Origin of the sequence: Pseudomonas sp. JBR1 (assembly GCF_028198185.1) — a bacterium.
In the GTDB taxonomy this organism is placed as follows: Bacteria; Pseudomonadota; Gammaproteobacteria; order Pseudomonadales; family Pseudomonadaceae; genus Chryseomonas; species Chryseomonas oryzihabitans_E.
The window spans coordinates 1275841-1295166 of sequence record NZ_CP116340.1 but is presented as its reverse complement, the minus strand read 5'-3'; the positions used below and the strand labels follow the sequence as shown (position 1 = coordinate 1295166).

Genomic DNA, 19326 nt, shown 5'->3' with positions numbered 1-19326 from the left:
CGTCAGGTGTCTTGAGCTTCTTTCGCTCTCCGCCGCGGACGCCTGACCAACTCCCCGCGACAATTCGGACACTGCTCCTGCAGCGGCCCAGCCGCGCACGCCACGCAAAAGGTGCATTCATAGGAGCAGATCACCGCGCCCTTGCTTTCCATCGACAGGGCCTTGGCGCAGTGTTCACATGACGTCCGCATTTCCAGCATGGCTGTCTCTCCCGGTTCAGGCGCCGAAGCGTGCCGCATAGTCCTGGGGGCTGACCGCCAGGTGTTTGTGAAAGGTGCGCCGGAGATTTTCCGGATGACCGAAGCCACACAGGCGTGAGACCGTGGCGATGGAGGCCTGGCCGTCCTGCAGCAGTACTCGCGCGGTCTCCAGCCGGACCTGCTCGACATAGCGGCCCGGGCCCATGCCCACTTCGCGACTGAACAGCCGCGACAGGGTGCGGGGCGCCATATGGGCGCGTTCGGCCAGGCGTTCCAGTCCGAGGTCTTCACCCAGGTGCCCAGGAATCCAGTCGAGCAGGGCCGCCAGGCGCGGCGTCCGCCCCGGATCGGGCGCCAGGCAGGCACTGAATTGCGCCTGGCCGCCGGGGCGCCGCAGAAACATCACCAACCGGCGCGCCACTGCCAGAGCCAGGGGACGCCCGAGATCGGCCTCCACCAGCGCCAGGGCCAGGTCGATGCCGGCGGTGACGCCCGCCGAGGTGAAGACATGGGGGTCGCCATCACGCCCCAGCGGGTCATAGGTGTGCAATCGGTCGCCCTGGACCTCGATGGCAGGAAAGGCCGCGAGCTCGTCGACATAGGCCCAGTGGGTGGTGGCACGGCGGCCGTCCAGCAGACCGGCACTGGCCAGGAGCAGGGCGCCGGAACACACTGAGCCGACCCGTCGCACCCGGGGTTCCAGGTCGCGCAGCCAGGCCTGCAGGCCGGCATCCCGGCGCAGCGCCTCGATGCCTATGCCACCAGGAATAAGCAGGGTGTCCACTTCATCCGCGTCCAGGTCGTACCAGCCCTGTTCGGCCTGGATGCCGATGCCGGCTGACGTCCTGACCAAGCCTTCGGCGGCACCCAGTAGGCGCAGCTGATAGTAGGCGGACAGGCCCTGGCGTTCCCGTTCCAGGTTGGCCGAGGCAAATACCTGCAGCGGGCCGGTGACGTCCAGGCTCATGACGTCGGGGTAGAGCAGCGCAGCGATCAGCGGCATGGATGGCTCTCCGTAGCGATTTGGCAAGCATGCCTTGGCGTCCATGTAGGCGACAAGGTCAAGGACCCCACGGATCTTGCCATCCGGTGGCAGGTTGGATTTGGCGTGACCCGCGCCCGGCCTTATCATCGCCGCCCATGAACTACACCGATCCCAAGCAACTGGCGCCCCTGCTGGAAGCCATCCTGCTCGCTGCCGGTCGACCCCTGACCCTGGAGCGCCTGGCCGAACTCTTCGAAGAGTACGAACGCCCCGAGCCCGCGCATCTGCGCGCCGGCCTCGCCGTGCTCGGCGGCTCCTGTCGCAAGCGCGGCTTCGAACTCAAGGAAGTGGCCTCCGGCTACCGCCTGCAGGTACGCGAGAAGTACGCGCCCTGGGTCGGACGCCTCTGGGAGGAGCGCCCGCCGCGCTATTCCCGGGCCATGCTCGAGACCTTGGCGCTGATCGCCTATCGCCAGCCGATCACCCGTGGCGAGATCGAAGAGGTGCGCGGCGTGGCGGTCAACAGCCAGATCGTCAAGACGCTGCTGGAGCGCGACTGGATCCGTGTGGTGGGCTATCGCGACGTGCCCGGCCGTCCGGCCATGTTCGCCACCACCAAGACCTTTCTCGACTACTTCGACCTGCGCAGCCTCGATCAGCTGCCGCCCCTGGCCGAGGTCCGCCAGCTGGAACCCGAGCCGGCCTCGGTGCTGGAAGACCCCGAGCTGAGCCTGGCGGCGCTGGGGGTAGGGGAGCCGGAGGAAGAAGAGGACACCCTGGTGATTCCCGAGCGCACCAGCTTCCGCACCCTGCTTACCGAGCTGGACGCCATGGAAACCGGTCTCAAGACCGATTTCGACGACCTGCGCCAGGCGGCGGACGAGGAGGATGAGGGTTGAGTCAGGCCTGTTGGGCTTCGCGCTGCTCAACCCGACCTACGCGCTGAACCGCCCCTTCCGCGGAAGGACCCCCTCGCTCGAACAGTTCCCTCCCTCAGGAAGAGGGTTGGGTGAGGGCACGCTTCACGATGAATGCCAAGCGGAAAAGGCTGCGCCGTTTTCCACGCTACGGTGCTCCCCTGACTGCGGAAGATCACCCCTCGCTCGAATAACCCCCTCTCCCTCGGGGAGAAGGTTGGGGTGAGGGCACGCTTCACGATGAATGCCAAGCGGAAAAGGCTGCGCCGTTTTCCACGCTACGGTGCTCCCCTGACTGCGGAAGGTCATCCCTCGCTCGAATAACCCCCTCTCCCTCGGGGAGAGGGCCGGGGTGAGGGCGCGCTCAGGGTGAATGCCCAAGCGGAAAAGGCTGCGCCGTTTTCCACGCTACGGTTTTCCAGTTATCTGATGCGTATCGCGGGCATGGCGGTGCGCCGTAGCGACCGTTCCTACAGCAGCCGGATCTTCTGTAGGAGCGGCCCATGGCCGCGATAAAGACAGTTGCCCTTATCTTCGGAACTCCCCGAAGGAGCCGCCACATCTGTGGCAGACCTTGCCGCAACTGAAAACGAAAAAAGCGCCCGAAGGCGCTTTTTTCCATCAGGTCCTACAGACCTCAGGCCGGTGCGTTGACCAGCGCCTTGCAGGTATCGAGCATACGGTTGGAGAAGCCCCACTCGTTGTCGTACCAGGCCATGATCTTCACCAGCTTGCCGCTCACCTTGGTGTGGTTGGCGTCGAAGATCGACGACAGGCGGTTGTGGTTGAAGTCGATGGAGACCAGCGGCTTTTCGTTATAGCCCAGCACCGGCGAGGCTTCGGCCGCCGCCTTCATGAAGGCGTTGATGGTCTTGGCGTCGGTTTCCTTGGCGGTCAGGATGGTCAAATCGACCAGCGACACGTTGATGGTCGGTACGCGCACCGCCATGCCGCTAAACTTGCCTTGCAGCTCCGGCAATACCAGGCCCACAGCCTCGGCGGCACCGGTCTTGGTCGGAATCATCGACTGGGTGGCCGAACGCGCCCGGAAGGGGTCGGAGTGATAGACGTCCGACAGGTTCTGGTCGTTTGTGTAGGCATGGATGGTGGTCATCAGACCATTCTCGATGCCCAGCTCGCGCTGCAGCACCTGGGCGACGGGCGCCAGGCAGTTGGTGGTGCAGGAGGCGTTGGAGATGATCTGGTGCGACTGACGCAGGATGTTGTCGTTGACGCCATAAACGATGGTGGCGTCTACCTCTTTGCCCGGTGCCGAGATGATCACCTTGGAGGCGCCGGCTTCCAGATGGGCAGCGGCCTTGTCGCGGCTGGTGAAGAGACCGGTGCATTCGAACACCACATCGACCTTCAGGTCCTTCCACGGCAGCTCGGCCGGGTTGCGGATGGCCGTCACGGCGATGCGGTCGCCATTGACCACCAGCTTGTCGCCCTCGACGGACACCTCGGCAGGGAAGCGGTCATGAACGCTGTCATACTGTAGGAGATGCGCATTGATGGCGGCGTCGCCCAGGTCGTTGATCGCAACGACCTCCAGGTCCTGGCGATAGCCTTCGGTATACAGCGCCCGCAGCACGTTGCGGCCGATGCGTCCAAAACCATTGATGGCAATACGAATACTCATTGAGAGAAACCTCGCGATAGCTGGGTTTTGTTGTAAAAAACATTACACATGACGCGTGCTAAGCGGAATAATAGCGCCAATTTGGCTGTGAATGTTTTAAATAACAACAAATTTAGCCCGGTGGAGAATCGAAACCATGCATCCTCGCGTCCTCGAAGTCACACAGCGGTTGGTGGAACGCAGTCGTCCGACCCGTGAGCGTTACCTCGCCATGATCCGGGCCGCCGCCAGCGACGGTCCGCAGCGCGGCAAGCTGCAATGCGCCAATTTCGCCCATGGCGTCGCCGGGTGTGGATCCTCGACGGATAAGCAGCGCCTCCGTTTGATGGACCAGGCCAACGTCGCCATCGTTTCCAGCTACAACGACATGTTGTCGGCTCATCAGCCCTACGAGCACTACCCGGAGCTGATCAAACAGGCCCTGCGCGAGATCGGCTCCGTCGGTCAGTTCGCCGGTGGCGTGCCGGCCATGTGCGACGGCGTGACCCAGGGTGAGGCCGGCATGGAGCTGAGCCTGGCGAGTCGTGAAGTCATCGCCATGTCCACTGCGGTGGCCCTGTCGCACAACATGTTCGACGCGGCGCTGCTGCTGGGCATCTGCGACAAGATCATTCCCGGCCTGATGATCGGCGCGCTGCGCTTCGGCCATCTGCCGATGATCTTCGTCCCTGGCGGCCCCATGCCATCGGGCATCTCCAACAAGGAGAAGGCACGCGTGCGCCAGGCCTTCGCCGAGGGCAAGGCCACCCGCGAAGAGCTGCTGGAATCGGAGATGAAGTCCTACCACAGCCCCGGTACCTGCACCTTCTATGGCACCGCCAACACCAACCAGGTGGTGATGGAAGTGATGGGCCTGCACCTGCCGGGCTCTTCCTTCGTCAATCCCTACACCCCGCTGCGTGACGAACTCACCCGCGAGGCGGCGCGCCAGGTGACCCGCATCACTCACCAGGGCGGCAACTTCATGCCGCTGGGCGAGATCGTCGATGAGAAGTCCATCGTCAACTCCGTGGTCGCCCTGAGCGCCACCGGTGGCTCGACCAATCATACCCTGCACATCCCGGCCATCGCCCAGGCCGCCGGCATCCAGCTTACCTGGGACGACATGGCCGAGATCTCGGCGGTCACCCCGACCCTGGCGCAGGTCTATCCCAACGGCAAGGCCGATGTGAACCATTTCCACGCCGCCGGTGGCGTCAACTTCATGGTGCACACCCTGCTCGAAGCCGGGCTGCTGCACGAAGACGTCAACACCATCATGGGCCACGGTCTGTCGCGCTACCTGCAGGAGCCCTTCCTGGTGGACGGCAAGCTGGAATGGCGTACCGGGCGCGCCGAGAGCCTGGACGAAGACATCCTGCGTCCGGCCAGCCGCCCGTTCAACGAAGAGGGTGGCCTGCGCGTCATGCAGGGCAACCTCGGCCGCGGCGTCATGAAGGTGTCGGCCGTGGCGCCCAAGCACCAGCTGGTGGAAGCGCCGGCGCGCGTCTTCCACGACCAGAGCGAATTGGCAGAGGCCTTCAAGGCCGGCCAACTGGAGCAGGATTTCGTCGCGGTGGTACGCTTCCAGGGACCCAAGGCCCTGGGCATGCCCGAGCTGCACAAGCTCACTCCCTATCTTGGTGTGTTGCAGGACCGTGGTTACAAGGTGGCTCTGGTCACCGACGGCCGCATGTCCGGCGCCTCGGGCAAGGTTCCGGCGGCGATTCACGTCTGTCCGGAAGCCATCGATGGCGGTCCGCTGGCCAAGGTCTGTGACGGTGATCTCATCCGCGTCGATGGGCGTACCGGGGAACTGACGATTCTGGTCCCGGCGGACGAATGGATGGCCCGCCAGGCGGTCGAAGCGCCCCAGGGCACCGGGGTAGGCTGTGGTCGTGAGTTGTTCGCCTTCATGCGCGGCGCCATGAGCACGGCTGAATCGGGTGCCAGTGCATTCACTTCCAGCCTGGAGGCGCTGAAATGAGTTTGGCTTTGGTTGGCGACATCGGGGGCACCAATGCCCGCTTCGCCCTGTGGCGCGACGGTCGCCTGGAGGCCATCGAGGTCTTCGCCTGTGCGGATTACGCCTGTCCGGAAGACGCAGTACGCAAGTACCTGGCGCAGACCGGCGTGGCGTTGGATGACATCACTGCCGTGTGCCTCGCCTGCGCGGGTCCGGTAGGCGAGGGTGACTTCCGCTTCACCAACAACCACTGGGTGATCAAGCGCGAGCAGTTCTGCCGCGAGCTGGGTCTGACCCATCTGCTGTTGATCAATGACTTCACGTCCATGGCCTGGGCCATCGCCCGCCTGGATCCGGCTGACTCCGTACAGGTCCGTGACGGCATCGCCTTGCCGACCCGTCCGCGCCTGGTGATCGGCCCTGGCACCGGCCTGGGTCTCGCCAGCCTGGTGCCCAGTGGCAAGGATCGCTGGATCGTGCTGCCGAGCGAGGGCGGTCACGTCGATCTGCCGATCAACACCCAGCGTGAATTCGATATCTGGAAGATCCTCAAGCGCCAGTTCGGCAATCACGTCTCCGCTGAGCGCGTGGTGTCCGGCAGCGGCCTGGTCAACCTCTATCATGCGAGCTGCGAGCTGGACGGCCGTACCGCCGCCCTGCACAGCGCGGCGGACATCTGCGAGCTGGCGCTCAAGGGCGATCCCTATGCCGACGCGGTGCTGGAGCAGTTCTTCATCTGGCTGGCACGGGTCGCCGGTAACGCGGCCCTGACCCTGGGCGCGCTGGGTGGCGTCTACATCGCCGGCGGCATCCTGCCGCGCTTCGTCGAGCGCTTCCAGAGCGGGGCCTTCGCCCATGCCTTCGCTGACAAGGGCAAGACCAGCAGTGCCTACCTCAAGGACATCCCGGCCTGGCTGGTGACAGCCGAATATCCGGGGCTGTTCGGTGCCGGCGTCGCCCTGGACCAGACCATCGCCGAGGCACGGCAGGCCTGATCCACCCCGGGGCCGGGCGACTACTCAAGGTCGCCCGGCCCCGGTATGCTGCCGGCACTACCGGTAGCTGGCCTCTGGCCAGAACAACAAGAGCGAACATCGCCATGTCCACCCTGGGCAAATCTCTCCTGATCGTCGACGACGACGGGGAAATCCGTGAGCTTCTCGACACCTATCTCACCCGTGCCGGCTATCTGGTGCGTACCGTTGGCGATGGCCGCGAGTTGCGCCGGGCGCTGGGTGACTTCGTCCCCGACCTGCTGATCCTCGACGTCATGCTTCCCGGCGAAGACGGCTTCGCCCTCTGCCGCTGGATGCGCGAGCAATCGAGCTGCCGCCAGGTGCCCATCATCATGCTCACCGCCAGCTCAGACGAGGCCGATCGGGTCATCGGCCTGGAACTGGGCGCCGACGACTACCTGGGCAAGCCCTTCAGCCCTCGCGAACTGCTGGCGCGCATCAAGGCGCTGCTGCGCCGCGCCGGCTTTGGCGAAACGCGTCCGGTGGCTACGGGTCTGCTGACCTTCGACGACTGGCGCCTGGATCCGGTCAGCCATCGGCTGTTTCACCGCGACGGCGAGGAGGTCATCCTGTCCGGCGCCGATTTCACCCTGCTCAAGCTGTTTCTCGATCATCCCCAGCAGATCCTCGACCGCGACACCATCGCCAATGCCACCCGTGGGCGCGAGGTGCTGCCGCTGGAGCGCATCGTCGACATGGCGGTGAGTCGCCTGCGCCAGCGTCTGCGGGATACCGGCAAGTCGCCGCGGCTGATCCGCACCGTGCGGGGTTCCGGGTATTTGCTCGCCGCCGAGGTCAGCGGGCTGGTCGCCGATGCGGTGTAGCGGTTCACTCACTCGGTTGGTGCCACGTTCCCTGCTGGCGCGCATGCTGCTCCTGACCCTGCTGGCCGTACTCCTGGCCCAGGGCGCCTCGGCATTGTTCTGGTCGGCCGCCCTGCGCAGCGATCGCAACCAGGGCCTGCAGACCGCCGCTCGCAGCCTGGGCTACTCCATCGCCGCCAGCGTGCGCTATTTCAGTCTGCTGCCACCGGCCTATCGCCCGCTGGTGCTGGAACAACTGCGCAACATGGGCGGCACGCGCTTCTTCGTCTCCCTGAACGAAAAGCCGCTGACCATGCAGGCGTTGCCGGCGACCCCGGGGCGTCGCGCGGTGCTGCAGGAGGTCGAAACGGTGCTGCGTGAGCGCCTGGGCGCCGCCATGCCCATGTACGTGGAATTCATCGGCCCGCAACAGCTGCGCCTGTTCAACGGCGCGGTGGCGCTCGACGACCTGCCGCGCTCCTGGGCGCACTATGCGCTAAGCCTGGAACCGCTGGAGCCACCGGTGCTGGTGACCCAGATCCGCATCGGCGAAGGGGAGTGGGTGTACCTGGCGACCCTAATGCCGGCGCCTTACTACAGCCTGGACGAATCCTGGCTGCCCCTGCAGCAGCTGCTGTTCATGGTCTTCAGCAGCGCCTTCCTGCTGCTGTTCATCGGCCTGCTGATCCGCTGGCAGAGTCGCCCGCTCAAACGCCTGTCGCGCGCCGCACGGGAGCTGTCGCTGGAGGTCCATACGCCGCCGGTGCGGGAGGAGGGCGCCCAGGAGATCCGCGAGGTCACCCGCGCCTTCAATGCCATGCGTGAACGCATCGCCCGCTACCTGGACGAGCGTGCCCAGCTGTTCAGCGCCATCTCTCACGACCTGCGCACCCCCATCACGCGGCTACGCCTGCGCGCCGAGTTGGTGGACGACGAGGCGATGCAGGCCAAGCTGGTGCGTGACCTGGATGAGCTGGACCTGCTGGTCAAGGGCGCCCTGCAGTGCGTCAAGGACACCGACATCCACGAGAATCTGGAGCCGGTCGATCTCCAGGCACTGCTGCTGCAACTGGTGGAGCCCTTCACCCAGGAGCAGCCGCCGCGGGTCCGTCTCACCGGCGAGGCCCAGGGCACTTTGTTGGGCAAGCCCCTGGCGCTCAAGCGCTGCATCGGCAACCTGCTGGACAACGCCCTCAAGTACGGCTATCGCGCCCACCTGCAGGTGGAAGACGACGGCCATGTCTTTGTCCTGCATGTCGACGACGAGGGGCCTGGCGTGCCGGAGCAGGAGCTGGAGCAGGTCTTTCAGCCCCATGTAAGACTGGCTACCGATCGCCATGGTTACGGCCTTGGCCTGGGCATCGCCCGCAACCTGGCCCACGCCCATGGCGGCGAGGTAGAGCTGCGCAATCGCCGCGAGGGTGGTCTGCGGGTGACCCTGACGCTACCTCGTAGCTAGTGTGGTGGTCCAGAAGCCGACCGCACAATCTGGTGGCGCTTTTTTTGCCCAGGTGGCGTTGCCACTACCTGCCATGGCGCTGTTAGGACTCGTCGCGGCGCCTGGCCTAAGCAAAAGAATCACCTGTCAATTCTTGCTCGAACTCTGAAACACCACGCTAGACACTGGTCGGCCGCTATGTCACCAGTCCGTGACAAAACTCCTTCCCTTCGTTACCCACGGCCGCAGTCGTCTGACTAGACTCGGCCCAGCTCCAATAAAAAAACAACAAGGAACGACCCCCCATGAATGCGTTGAATCGTCTCGCTCTCGCCGTTTCCCTTTCCTGCGCCGCCGTCGTCGCCCCCCTGACCGCCCATGCCGGTGAGGTCGAGGTGCTGCACTGGTGGACCTCCGGTGGCGAGGCTCGCGCTGTCGATGTTCTCAAGCAGCTGATGCAGAAGCAGGGCGATACCTGGAAGGACTTCGCCGTGGCCGGTGGCGCTGGTGAAGCCGCCATGACCGTGCTCAAGACCCGCGCCGTGTCCGGCAACCCGCCGTCCGCTGCCCAGCTGAAAGGCCCCGACATCCAGGAATGGGCCAGCATGGGCTTCCTGGCCAACATCAGCGACATCGCCAAACAGGGTAACTGGGACACCATCCTGCCCAAGCGCGTGGCCCAGACCATGCAGCATGATGGCGAGTACGTCGCGGTGCCGGCCGGCATCCACCGCATCAACTGGCTGTGGATCAACCCCGCCGTCTTCAAGAAGGCCGGCGCCAAGGTCCCCACCACCCTGGACGAATTCTTCGAAGCCGCCGACAAGCTGAAGGCCGCTGGCGTCGTACCCCTGGCCCACGGTGGCCAGAACTGGCAGGACGGCACCATCTTCGAATCCCTGGTCATGGCCATCATGGGCCCGGAAGGCTACGACAAGGTCTTCGTGCAGACCGATGCCGACACCATCCGCAGCGACAAGATGGTCGAGGTCTTCAAGACCTTCAAGCGCATCAAGGGCTACGTCGATCCCAACGCCGCCGGTCGCGACTGGAACCTGGCCACCGCCATGGTCATCGAGGGCAAGGCAGGCATGCAGATCATGGGCGACTGGGCCAAGGCGGAATTCACCGCTGCTGGCAAGAAGCCGGGCGTCGACTATGAATGCGTGGTCATGCCAGGCACCCAGGGCGACTTCATCTACAACATCGACTCCCTGGCCATGTTCAAGATCAAGAACAAGGACAACCAGAAGGCCCAGGACGACCTGGTACGCACCGTCATCGACAAGCCCTTCCAGGAGGTGTTCAACCTCAACAAGGGCTCCATCCCGGTGCGTAACGACATCGACCTGGCCAAGTTCGACAGCTGCGCCCAGCAGTCCGCCAAGGACTTCCAGGCGGCCAACGCCGATGGCAAGGCCGAGCCGAGCATGGCGCACAGCATGGCCAACACCAGCTACGTGCAGGGCGCGATCTTCGACGTGGTGACCAACTTCTTCAACGACGCCAACGCCGATCCGAAGAAGGCTACCGAGCAACTGGTCGCCGCCATCCAGGCCGCGAAGTAAGCGCAAACAGCCATCGGTGAGGATTGTTTATCGCGGCCGTAGGCCGCTCCTACAGGCCAACCATCGGCTGTAGGAGCGGCCCATGGCCGCGATCATCCAACTGCCTGACGCCAAGATAATACCACCCCTGAGAATGCCTCCATGGCTCTTACCGAAACTCTTCCCGCGACGACGGTCACCCGGCGTCCGGACCGGCTGCAGCGCCTGCTGCCCAAGCTGGTGCTGGCGCCCACGGCCATCGCCATGGTCGTCTGCCTCTATGGCTACATGTTGTGGACGGCGGTGATCTCCTTTACCAATTCGCGCTTCCTGCCCAGCTACAATTTCGCCGGTTTCGCCCAATACGCGCGGCTGCTGGAGAACGACCGCTGGCTGGTTGCCTGCAAGAACCTGGCGATCTTCGGCGGCCTGTTCATTCTGCTAAGCCTGGCCATCGGCGTCTTCTTCGCCATCCTGCTGGACCAGCGCATCCGCCGCGAAGGCTTCATCCGCACCATCTATCTCTACCCCATGGCGCTGTCGATGATCGTTACCGGTACCGCCTGGAAATGGCTGCTCAACCCCGGCATGGGCTTGGACAAGCTGCTGCGCGACTGGGGCTGGGAAGGCTTTCGCTTCGACTGGCTGGTGGATCCCGACCGGGTCATCTACTGCCTGTTGATCGCCGCCCTCTGGCAGGCCTCGGGTTTCGTCATGGCCATGTTTCTCGCTGGTCTGCGTGGTGTGGATTCCTCCATCCTGCGCGCCGCCCAGGTCGACGGGGCAGGGCTGCCCACCATTTACCTGCGCATCGTCCTGCCGAGCCTGCGACCGGTGTTCTTCAGTGCGGTGATGATCCTCGCCCACATCGCCATCAAGAGCTTCGACCTGGTCATGGCCATGACCGCGGGCGGCCCCGGCTACGCCTCGGACCTGCCGGCGGTGTTCATGTATCAGCACACCTTCACCCGCGGCCAGATGGGCCTGGGTTCGGCCAGTGCGGTGCTGATGCTTGGCGCGGTGCTGGCGGTGCTAGTGCCCTACCTCTACTCGGAATTGCGGAGCAAGCGAAATGGCTAAGGCTCTGAACGTCAATCGCGTGGCCATCCACGCCACCCTGATCATCGCCTGCGCGGTTTATCTGGTGCCGCTGCTGGTGATGCTGCTGACCAGCTTCAAGACCCCGGACGATGTCCGTACCGGTAACCTGCTGAGCCTGCCCCTGGACTGGACGGTGATCGGCTGGCTCAAGGCCTGGGACGTGGTGCACAGCTACTTCTGGAACTCCTTCATGATCACCGTCCCAGCGGTGCTCATCTCCACCTTCATCGGCGCGCTCAACGGCTACGCCCTGTCGAAGTGGCAGTTCCGCGGCTCGAACCTGTTGTTCAGCCTGTTGCTGTTCGGCTGCTTCATTCCCTTCCAGGTGATCCTGCTGCCGATGTCCTTCACCCTCGGCCAGCTGGGCCTGGCCAACACCACCGCCGGCCTGGTGCTGGTGCACGTGATCTACGGCCTGGCCTTCACCACGCTGTTCTTTCGCAACTACTACGTGGGCATTCCCGACGCCCTGATCAAGGCGGCGCGGCTGGATGGGGCGGGCTTCTTCACCATCTTCTTCAAGATCCTGCTGCCGCTGTCCACGCCCATCGTCATGGTCAGCCTGATCTGGCAGTTCACCCAGGTGTGGAACGACTTCCTGTTTGGCGTGGTGTTCGCCAGCGGCTCGTCACAGCCCATCACCGTGGCCTTGAACAACCTGGTCAACACCAGCACCGGTGCCAAGGAATACAACGTCGACATGGCCGCCGCCATGATCGCCGCGCTTCCGACCCTGCTGGTCTACATCTTCGCTGGCAAGTATTTCGTCCGGGGCCTGACCTCGGGCGTGGTCAAAGGATAAGGAAGGCCACCATGGCAGCTCTCGAACTCAAAAGCGTACGCAAGACCTACGGCAACGCCGCCCAGGAAGCCCTCAAGGGCATCGATATCCGCATCGACGCCGGTCAGTTCCTCATCCTGGTCGGGCCCTCCGGCTGCGGCAAGTCCACCCTCATGAACGCCATCGCCGGCCTCGAGGACATCAGCAGTGGCGCCATCTGCCTGGATGGCGAGGATGTCACCCAGGTCGAGCCCAAGGACCGGGACATCGCCATGGTGTTCCAGTCCTACGCCCTCTATCCGACCATGACCGTGCGCGAGAACATCGCCTTCGGCCTGAAGATCCGCAAGACACCCAAGGAGCAGATCGACGCCGAGGTGGCACGCGTGGCCAAGCTGCTGCAGATCGAGCACCTGCTCGAACGCAAGCCGGCACAACTCTCCGGCGGCCAGCAGCAGCGGGTGGCCATGGGCCGCGCCCTGGCCCGGCGGCCCAAGCTCTACCTGTTCGACGAGCCGCTCTCCAACCTGGACGCCAAGCTGCGGGTGGAGATGCGTACCGAGATCAAGCTGATGCACCAGCGCCTGCAGACCACTACCGTCTACGTCACCCATGACCAGATAGAAGCCATGACCCTGGGAGATCGGGTCGCGGTGATGAAGGATGGCGAGGTGCAGCAGTTCGGCACCCCTGAAGAGATCTACAACGATCCGGCCAACCTCTTCGTCGCCAGCTTCATCGGCTCGCCGCCGATGAACTTCGTGCCGGTGCGTCTCGAAGCCCGTGAGGGCAGGGTGGTCGCGCGAGTCACCGGCGACACCGGCGACAGCCAGGTGGAGTTGCCGGAACTGGATCCGGCGCTGGCCGGCAGAGAGGCTATCCTTGGGGTGCGTCCGGAGCAGATCCAGTCGGCGCATCCGGCCGATAGCGCCGTCCCAGGCATCCTGACACGCGTCCAGGTGGTCGAGCCCACAGGTCCGGATACCCTGCTATATGCCGAGTGGAACGGCACCAAGGTGTGCTGCCGGGTCGCCCCGGGTGAGGCGCCTCGGGCGGGCGATCAGGTCTTGTGGCGGATCGATCCGCGACGGGCGGTACTGTTCGATCCGGCCAGCGGTCGCCGACTTTCTTGAACCTAGCTCATGGCTGAAACGTTACAGCAATGGTAAGGTCCGCCCGCCGCCGCGCCTGAGGTCGGGTTGCGGCCTTACCAGAGGCCCGGGATTGACCCCCGGCTGCCGTGACAGACAGGAGAACAGGAATGGCACTACCCCGAGTCGTGGTCTTTGGCGAAGCCCTCACCGACATCGTCCAGGGCAATCCTGGCGAATGGCGGGGTTACCCGGGTGGCGCCCCCTGGAACGTGGCGCGCGGCCTGGCCCGGCTGGGTGTGGACAGCGCCTTCGGTGGCGCCATCAGTCAGGATGGCCTGGGTGACGAGATCGCCTGGCAATCGGAAACCGCCGGCCTCGATACCCGCTTCCTGCAGCGCGTCGCCGCCGATCCCCTGGTGGCCATCGTGCCGTCGAGCCGCCCACCGCGCTATTTCTTCGCGGGCGAAGCCGATCTGCAATTCGATCCGGCGCTGCTGCCCGAAGGCTGGCTCGACGCTGCCGAAGTCTGCCATTTCAGCTGCATCAGCCTGGCTCGCTATCCGCTGGCCGACACCTTGCTGGACCTGGCGCGCAAGGCCAAAGCCGCCGGCAAGCGCCTGAGCTACGACCCCAACTGGCGCAACCTGATGGATGACCGCTATCGCCAGCAGACCTTCCCCGAACTGGTGCGCCTGGCCGACGACATCAAGCTGTCCGACGAAGACATCCGCCAGATCTACCCCGGGCTGGACGAGCGTGCCGCGCTGGACGAGTTGCGCGCCCTCAATCCCCACGCCCGTATTCTTTTCACCCGCGGCGAGCACGGTCTGGTGCTCTATACGCCGGAAGGCGAGTGGCAGCAGGCCGCCATCGCCGTGGACGTGGCCGACACCGTGGGTGCCGGTGACGCCTGCATGGCCGGCTGGCTGGCCTCGGGCCTGCTGGGCCTGACCGGTCTGCAGCAGCGCCTGAGATTTGCCGCCGCCAGTGCCTCGGTGTCCTGCCGCCACGCTGGCGCCTATGCGCCGACTCGCGCCGACGTGGAAGCCCTGCTGCAGGTGAGTCCCCACTGAGACGTTTTCCCACAACAATAATAGCCGCCAAGGAAACCCGATGGACTTCCCCGATTTTCGTCGTCGCGACACCCTGCTGGAGCACGTACGCCAAACCCTGGCGTTCTACCATCCCCGCTGTGTTGATCCGCAAGGCGGCTTCTATCATTCCTTCAAGGACGACGGGACGGTCTATGACCGCCAGACCCGTCACCTGGTCTCCAGCACCCGTTTCGTCTTCGATTTCGCCATGGCCTATCGACACTTCGGCGACCCGGTCTATCTGGACGCGACCCGTCACGGCCTGAGGTACCTGCGCGAGCGGCATCGCCAGGCCAATGGGGGCTATGCCTGGCTGCTCGACGGCGACACCGTGGTGGATGGTACCAACCATTGCTATGGCCTGGCCTTCGTGGTGCTGGCCTATGCCCATGGCCTGCTCGCCGGAATCGAGGAAGCCCGTGGCTGGCTGAGCGAAGCCTGGGAATCCCTGGAAACCCATTTCTGGCGTGAAGCCGACGGCCTCTATGTCGACGAGATCAGCGCCGACTGGCAGACCGTTTCATCCTATCGCGGCCAGAACGCCAACATGCACGCCTGCGAAGCCCTGCTGGCCGCCTTCGAGGCCAGCGGCGAGACCCGCTATCTGGATCGCGCCGAGACGCTGGCCCGCAACATGACCCAGCGTCAGGCGGCCTTGACCAAGGGGCAGGGTGGCGTAGCCGACCAGGTCCCCGGTGGCCTGATCTGGGAGCACTACCACAGCGACTGGTCCATCGACTGGGACTACAACCGGGATGATCCGGCGAATCTGTTCCGGCCCTGGGGCTTCCAGCCCGGCCACCAGATCGAATGGGCCAAGCTGCTGCTCATCCTTGAACGCCATCGCCCCCAGCCCTGGCTGCTGCCGCGCGCCCAGGCGCTGTTCGACGTGTCCTGGCGCCTGAGCTGGGATGGCGAGCACGGCGGCCTCTACTACGGCTTCGCCCCGGATGGCGCACCTTGCGATCCGGACAAGTATTTCTGGGTGCAGGCCGAGGCCCTGGCCGCGGCAGCATTGCTGGCCGAGCGCAGTGGCGAGGCGCGCTACTGGGAGCATTACGAGGCGCTCTGGCGCTACAGCTGGGAATTTTTCATCGATCACGAGCAGGGCGCCTGGTGGCGCCTGCTCGACCGTCGGAACCAGAAGTACTCCGACGACAAGAGTCCGGCCGGCAAGGTCGACTACCACACCATGGGTGCCTGTTACGAAGTCCTCAACGTCCTGCCGTAAGTATTAGAGACGCGGGTTTCGGGCCCTGGGTGTCATCACTTCAATAAAAAGGGATCTCAGTAATGAATAGTCAGAATCACAAGAATCGTTCGGGGCTCGCACTGCCCCTGGTGTCGCTGCTCGCCCTGGCGGTCTCCGCCGGTGCCCAGGCGGCCCCCCAGGCCAATCCGGGTGGCAACTTCAGCGGCGTCAACAACACCGAGGCCGCCTTCGAGCCCCTGGGCAACACCATGACCGGTGACTGGGGTGGCGTACGCAAGGACCTGCGCGACAAGGGCTGGGACATCAAGCTCGAATACGTGGGCGAGGGCGCGACCAACCTGCGTGGCGGCTACGACGACGATCGCACCGGGCGCTGGAGCTCGCAGTACATGTTCGGCCTGTGGGGCGACATGAACAAGATCGCCGGCTGGGAAAACTCGGTGTTCAAGCTGGCCATCACCTCCCGTGACGGCCGCAACCTCACCGATGACCGCATCACCGATCCGCGCGTGGGCGGCTACTCCTCGGTGCAGGAAGTCTATGGCCGTGGCCAGACCTGGCGTCTGACCCAGCTGTGGCTGTCCAAGGGCTTCTTCGATGGCCGCCTGGACATCAAGGCCGGTCGCTTCGGGGAAGGCGAGGACTTCAACTCCTTCGAGTGCGACTTCCAGAACCTGGCGTTCTGCGGCTCCCAGGTCGGCAACTGGGAAGGCGTCTGGTACAACTGGCCGGTCAGCCAGTGGGCCCTGCGCGTCAAATACAACCTGACCCCCGAGCTGTTCGTCCAGGTCGGTGCCTACGAGCAGAATCCGTCGCTGCTGGAAACCGGCAACGGCTTCAAGCTCAACGGCAGCGGCACCAAGGGTGCGGTCCTGCCGGTGGAAATGGTCTGGTCGCCCAAGGTCAACGGCCTGCCGGGCGAATACCGCGTCGGCTACTACTACAGCACCGCCGATGCCAACGACGTCTACGAGGACGTCAACGGCAACTCCGCGGCCCTCACCGGGCTGGACTACAAGGAACACTCCAGCAAGCACGGCTACTGGGTCGTGGCCCGTCAGCAGATCACCGCTCACAATGATGACCCGAGCCGTGGCCTGTCGGTGTTCGCCAACTTCACCGCCCATGCCAAGGACGTCAACAAGGTCAGCAGCTACGTCCAGGCCGGCCTGGTCTACAAGGGCCCCTTCGATGGCCGTCCCAAGGATGACATTGGCTTCGGTGTCGCGCGCATCACCACCAACGGTGACTTCCGCGACAACCAGCGCGCCCTCAACCAGGCCGCCGGTGCCACCGACTACAACGATCCGGCCTTCACGCCGCTGCAGCACAACGAGTACGACGCCGAGATCTACTACGGCGTGCACGTGACCAACTGGCTCACCGTGCGCCCCAACCTCCAGTACATCAAGAACCCGGGTGGTGTGCGTGAGGTCGACAATGCCGTGGTGGGTGGCCTGAAGGTTCAAGCGGTTTTCTAAATCGTCCCCATAGCCTGCCATCCTGCCCGATGGCGCTGGACAGGGCCCTGCAGTGGTTATACTGCAGGGCCTTTTTCATTTCCGAGGTTGCCGTGGGTAAGGTCGAAAGTCCCTGCATCAGCCAGTGCAAGATCAAAGACGACGTCTGCCAGGGATGTGGCCGCAAACGCTCAGAGATCAAGGGATGGAAAGAGCTGAAGGACAAGGAGCGTAAGGAAGTCATCGACAAGTCGAAGAAGCGCCTGAAGAAGCTCAAAAAGGGCTGATGCGTTCCTGTCGGTACCCGTAGGTTGGGTTGAGCGCAGCGAAGCCCAACGTTGGCCAGGTCACCGCCGCATTGTTGGGCTTCGACGATAAAGCCGTCTCAGCCCAACCTACACCTGATAGAGTCAAGCGCCCGCTTGGCAGCCCCCTCTCCCCGCGGGAGAAGGTTGGGTAAGGGCGCTCCTCGCCACCTAACACCGAGCGCCCTGGTTGGCACTTTCCGTAGGTTGGGCTGAGCGCAGCGAAGCCCAACAATGCCAATCCAGCTCCCCGCTGTTGGGCTTCGACGATAAAGCCGTCTCAGCCCAACCTACACCTGATGGAGCTGAACGCCTGCTCGGCTAGACCCTCTCCCCACGGGAGAGGGTTGGGGTGAGGGCGCTTCTTGCCACCTAACACCGAGCGCCCTGGTTGGCACTTTCCGTAGGTTGGGCTGAGCGCAGCGAAGCCCAACAATGCCAATCCAGCTCCCCCCTGTTGGGCTTCGACGATAAAGCCGTCTCAGCCCAACCTACGCCTGATGGAGCTGAACGCCTGCTCGGCCGGCCCCCTCTCCCCGCGGGAGAGGGTTGAGGTGAGGGCGCTCCTTGCCACAGAACACCGAGCGTCCTGGTTGGCACTTTCCGTAGGTTGGGCTGAGCGCAGCGAAGCCCAACAATGCCAAGCCAGTTCCCTGCTGTTGGGCTTCGACGATAAAGCCGTCTCAGCCCAACCTACGCCTGATGGAGCTGAACGCCTGCTCGGCTAGCCCCCTCTCCCCATGGGAGAGGGTTGGCGTGAGGGCGCTCCTTCCCACTGAATACCCGGGTGGAAAAGGCTGCGCCGTTCTCCACGCTACGGTTAACCGGGCATCGAACAGCTCTCGCTACGCCCGCTCCACCTCATCCAGCAGCCCCATGAACGCCTGAGCCGCATTCGAATGGGTACGCTCGGTATGCAGGATGTAGCCCAGCCGCCGTTCCAGCTGAATCCCCGGTAGCGGCAGCCGGCGGACCTGATCGTCCAGCAGCGTACGCGGCAGGACGCTCCAGGCCAGGCCGATGGAAACCAGCATCTTGATGGTCTCCAGGTAGTTGGTGCTCATGGCGATGTTGGGTGTCAGTCCCTGGGCATCGAACAGACCATGGACGATCAGGCGGGTAAAGGTATTGCCGCCGGGAAACACTGCCGGGTGCCGCGCCACATCGGCCAGGCTGACCTCCTTCTGGTTTGCCAGCGCATGCTCGGGCGCCGCCACGAAATCCAGCGGATCGCTCCACACCGGCACCGCCTTGATCGGGGCCGCGGTCTGGGGCGCCAGGGTGATGATGGCCAGCTCCACCCGCCCATGCAGGATCTCGTCGTAGGCCGCTTCCGAATCCAGAAAGCGGATGTCGAGGGCGACCTCGGGATACTCCCGAGTGAACCGTCTAAGGATCGGCGGCAGCCGGTGCAGGCCGATGTGGTGACTGGTCGCCAGCGTCAGCCGGCCGCCGATGGCACCATTGAGATTGGTCAGGGCGCGTCGAGTGTCATCGATCACGCCTAGAATCTGATAGGCGCGGGGGAGCAGGGCGCGTCCGGCCTCGGTCAGGCTGACCTCCCGCCCGATGCGGTCGAACAGCCGCAGCCCCAGTTGCTGCTCCAGCGCGGCGATGCGTTTGCTGACCGCAGGTTGGGTCAGGTGCAGACGCTCGCCGGCGTCGGAAAAGCCGCCCAGTTCCGCGACGGCCACGAAGGCATTGAGATTGGCGAGGTCCAAGACTTCGAATTCCTATTGGTTATGCGCTTCATGAAAAAGATGAATTTGTTTCATGCGAGCCTAG

At 64.3% G+C, this 19326-nt stretch carries 17 protein-coding genes; 13 read left to right on the top strand and 4 right to left on the bottom strand.

The window, feature by feature from the left end:
* Positions 1-2 precede the first annotated feature (2 nt).
* Entirely contained in the window at positions 3-152 is a 150-nt protein-coding gene (locus PJ259_RS06185; RefSeq protein WP_442964891.1) for a DUF1272 domain-containing protein, read from the bottom strand.
* Between the two features lie 64 nt (positions 153-216).
* Positions 217-1203, bottom strand: coding sequence for a GlxA family transcriptional regulator (locus tag PJ259_RS06180; RefSeq protein WP_271655135.1), 987 nt, complete (start codon positions 1201-1203; stop codon positions 217-219).
* Between the two features lie 137 nt (positions 1204-1340).
* On the opposite strand from PJ259_RS06180, the gene scpB reads away from it, so the two are divergent.
* Positions 1341-2084, top strand: coding sequence for an SMC-Scp complex subunit ScpB (gene scpB / locus PJ259_RS06175; protein ID WP_271655134.1), 744 nt, complete (start codon positions 1341-1343; stop codon positions 2082-2084).
* A 655-nt stretch (positions 2085-2739) separates the two neighbouring features.
* Here the strand turns inward: scpB and gap are convergent.
* Entirely contained in the window at positions 2740-3744 is a 1005-nt protein-coding gene (gene gap / locus PJ259_RS06170; RefSeq protein ID WP_271655133.1) for a type I glyceraldehyde-3-phosphate dehydrogenase, read from the bottom strand.
* Positions 3745-3880: 136 nt separating this feature from the next.
* Between gap and edd the strand changes: the two genes are divergently transcribed.
* From edd to PJ259_RS06110, 12 genes are all read left to right on the top strand, one after another.
* Positions 3881-5710, top strand: a complete 1830-nt coding sequence (edd, locus tag PJ259_RS06165) for a phosphogluconate dehydratase (protein WP_271655132.1) — start codon at positions 3881-3883, stop codon at positions 5708-5710.
* Positions 5707-6684, top strand: a complete 978-nt coding sequence (locus PJ259_RS06160; protein ID WP_007158679.1) for a glucokinase — start codon at positions 5707-5709, stop codon at positions 6682-6684. Before edd ends, PJ259_RS06160 begins: the two co-directional genes overlap by 4 nt.
* A 104-nt stretch (positions 6685-6788) precedes the next feature.
* Positions 6789-7529, top strand: coding sequence for a response regulator (locus PJ259_RS06155; protein ID WP_059315196.1), 741 nt, complete (start codon positions 6789-6791; stop codon positions 7527-7529).
* The gene (locus tag PJ259_RS06150) at positions 7519-8967 is read left to right on the top strand and encodes an ATP-binding protein (protein ID WP_271655131.1); all 1449 of its coding nucleotides are present in this window, start codon (positions 7519-7521) and stop codon (positions 8965-8967) included. The genes PJ259_RS06155 and PJ259_RS06150 overlap by 11 nt, the downstream gene beginning before the upstream one ends.
* Before the next feature lie 284 nt (positions 8968-9251).
* The gene (locus tag PJ259_RS06145; RefSeq protein ID WP_271655130.1) at positions 9252-10514 is read left to right on the top strand and encodes an ABC transporter substrate-binding protein; all 1263 of its coding nucleotides are present in this window, start codon (positions 9252-9254) and stop codon (positions 10512-10514) included.
* 141 nt (positions 10515-10655) lie between these two features.
* The gene (locus PJ259_RS06140; RefSeq protein WP_271655129.1) at positions 10656-11573 is read left to right on the top strand and encodes a carbohydrate ABC transporter permease; all 918 of its coding nucleotides are present in this window, start codon (positions 10656-10658) and stop codon (positions 11571-11573) included.
* Positions 11566-12396 carry a carbohydrate ABC transporter permease gene (locus tag PJ259_RS06135; RefSeq protein ID WP_058772994.1) on the top strand — a complete coding sequence of 277 codons (831 nt, stop codon included), beginning with the start codon at positions 11566-11568 and terminating at the stop codon, positions 12394-12396. Before PJ259_RS06140 ends, PJ259_RS06135 begins: the two co-directional genes overlap by 8 nt.
* 11 nt (positions 12397-12407) lie before the next feature.
* Complete coding sequence (locus PJ259_RS06130) at positions 12408-13508, top strand: ABC transporter ATP-binding protein (protein WP_271655128.1); 1101 nt, start codon at positions 12408-12410, stop codon at positions 13506-13508.
* A gap of 128 nt (positions 13509-13636) precedes the next feature.
* Positions 13637-14542, top strand: a complete 906-nt coding sequence (locus PJ259_RS06125; RefSeq protein ID WP_271655127.1) for a carbohydrate kinase family protein — start codon at positions 13637-13639, stop codon at positions 14540-14542.
* Positions 14543-14582: 40 nt separating this feature from the next.
* A complete protein-coding gene (locus tag PJ259_RS06120; protein WP_271655126.1) occupies positions 14583-15794 on the top strand; it encodes an AGE family epimerase/isomerase in 1212 nt (403 codons plus the stop codon).
* Between the two features lie 62 nt (positions 15795-15856).
* The gene (locus PJ259_RS06115; protein WP_093251910.1) at positions 15857-17257 is read left to right on the top strand and encodes a carbohydrate porin; all 1401 of its coding nucleotides are present in this window, start codon (positions 15857-15859) and stop codon (positions 17255-17257) included.
* Between the two features lie 92 nt (positions 17258-17349).
* Complete coding sequence (locus PJ259_RS06110; protein WP_082696425.1) at positions 17350-17523, top strand: DUF1289 domain-containing protein; 174 nt, start codon at positions 17350-17352, stop codon at positions 17521-17523.
* 863 nt (positions 17524-18386) lie between these two features.
* Here PJ259_RS06110 and PJ259_RS06105 read toward each other — a convergent pair.
* Positions 18387-19262, bottom strand: a complete 876-nt coding sequence (locus PJ259_RS06105) for a LysR family transcriptional regulator (protein ID WP_271655125.1) — start codon at positions 19260-19262, stop codon at positions 18387-18389.
* Positions 19263-19326 lie beyond the last annotated feature (64 nt).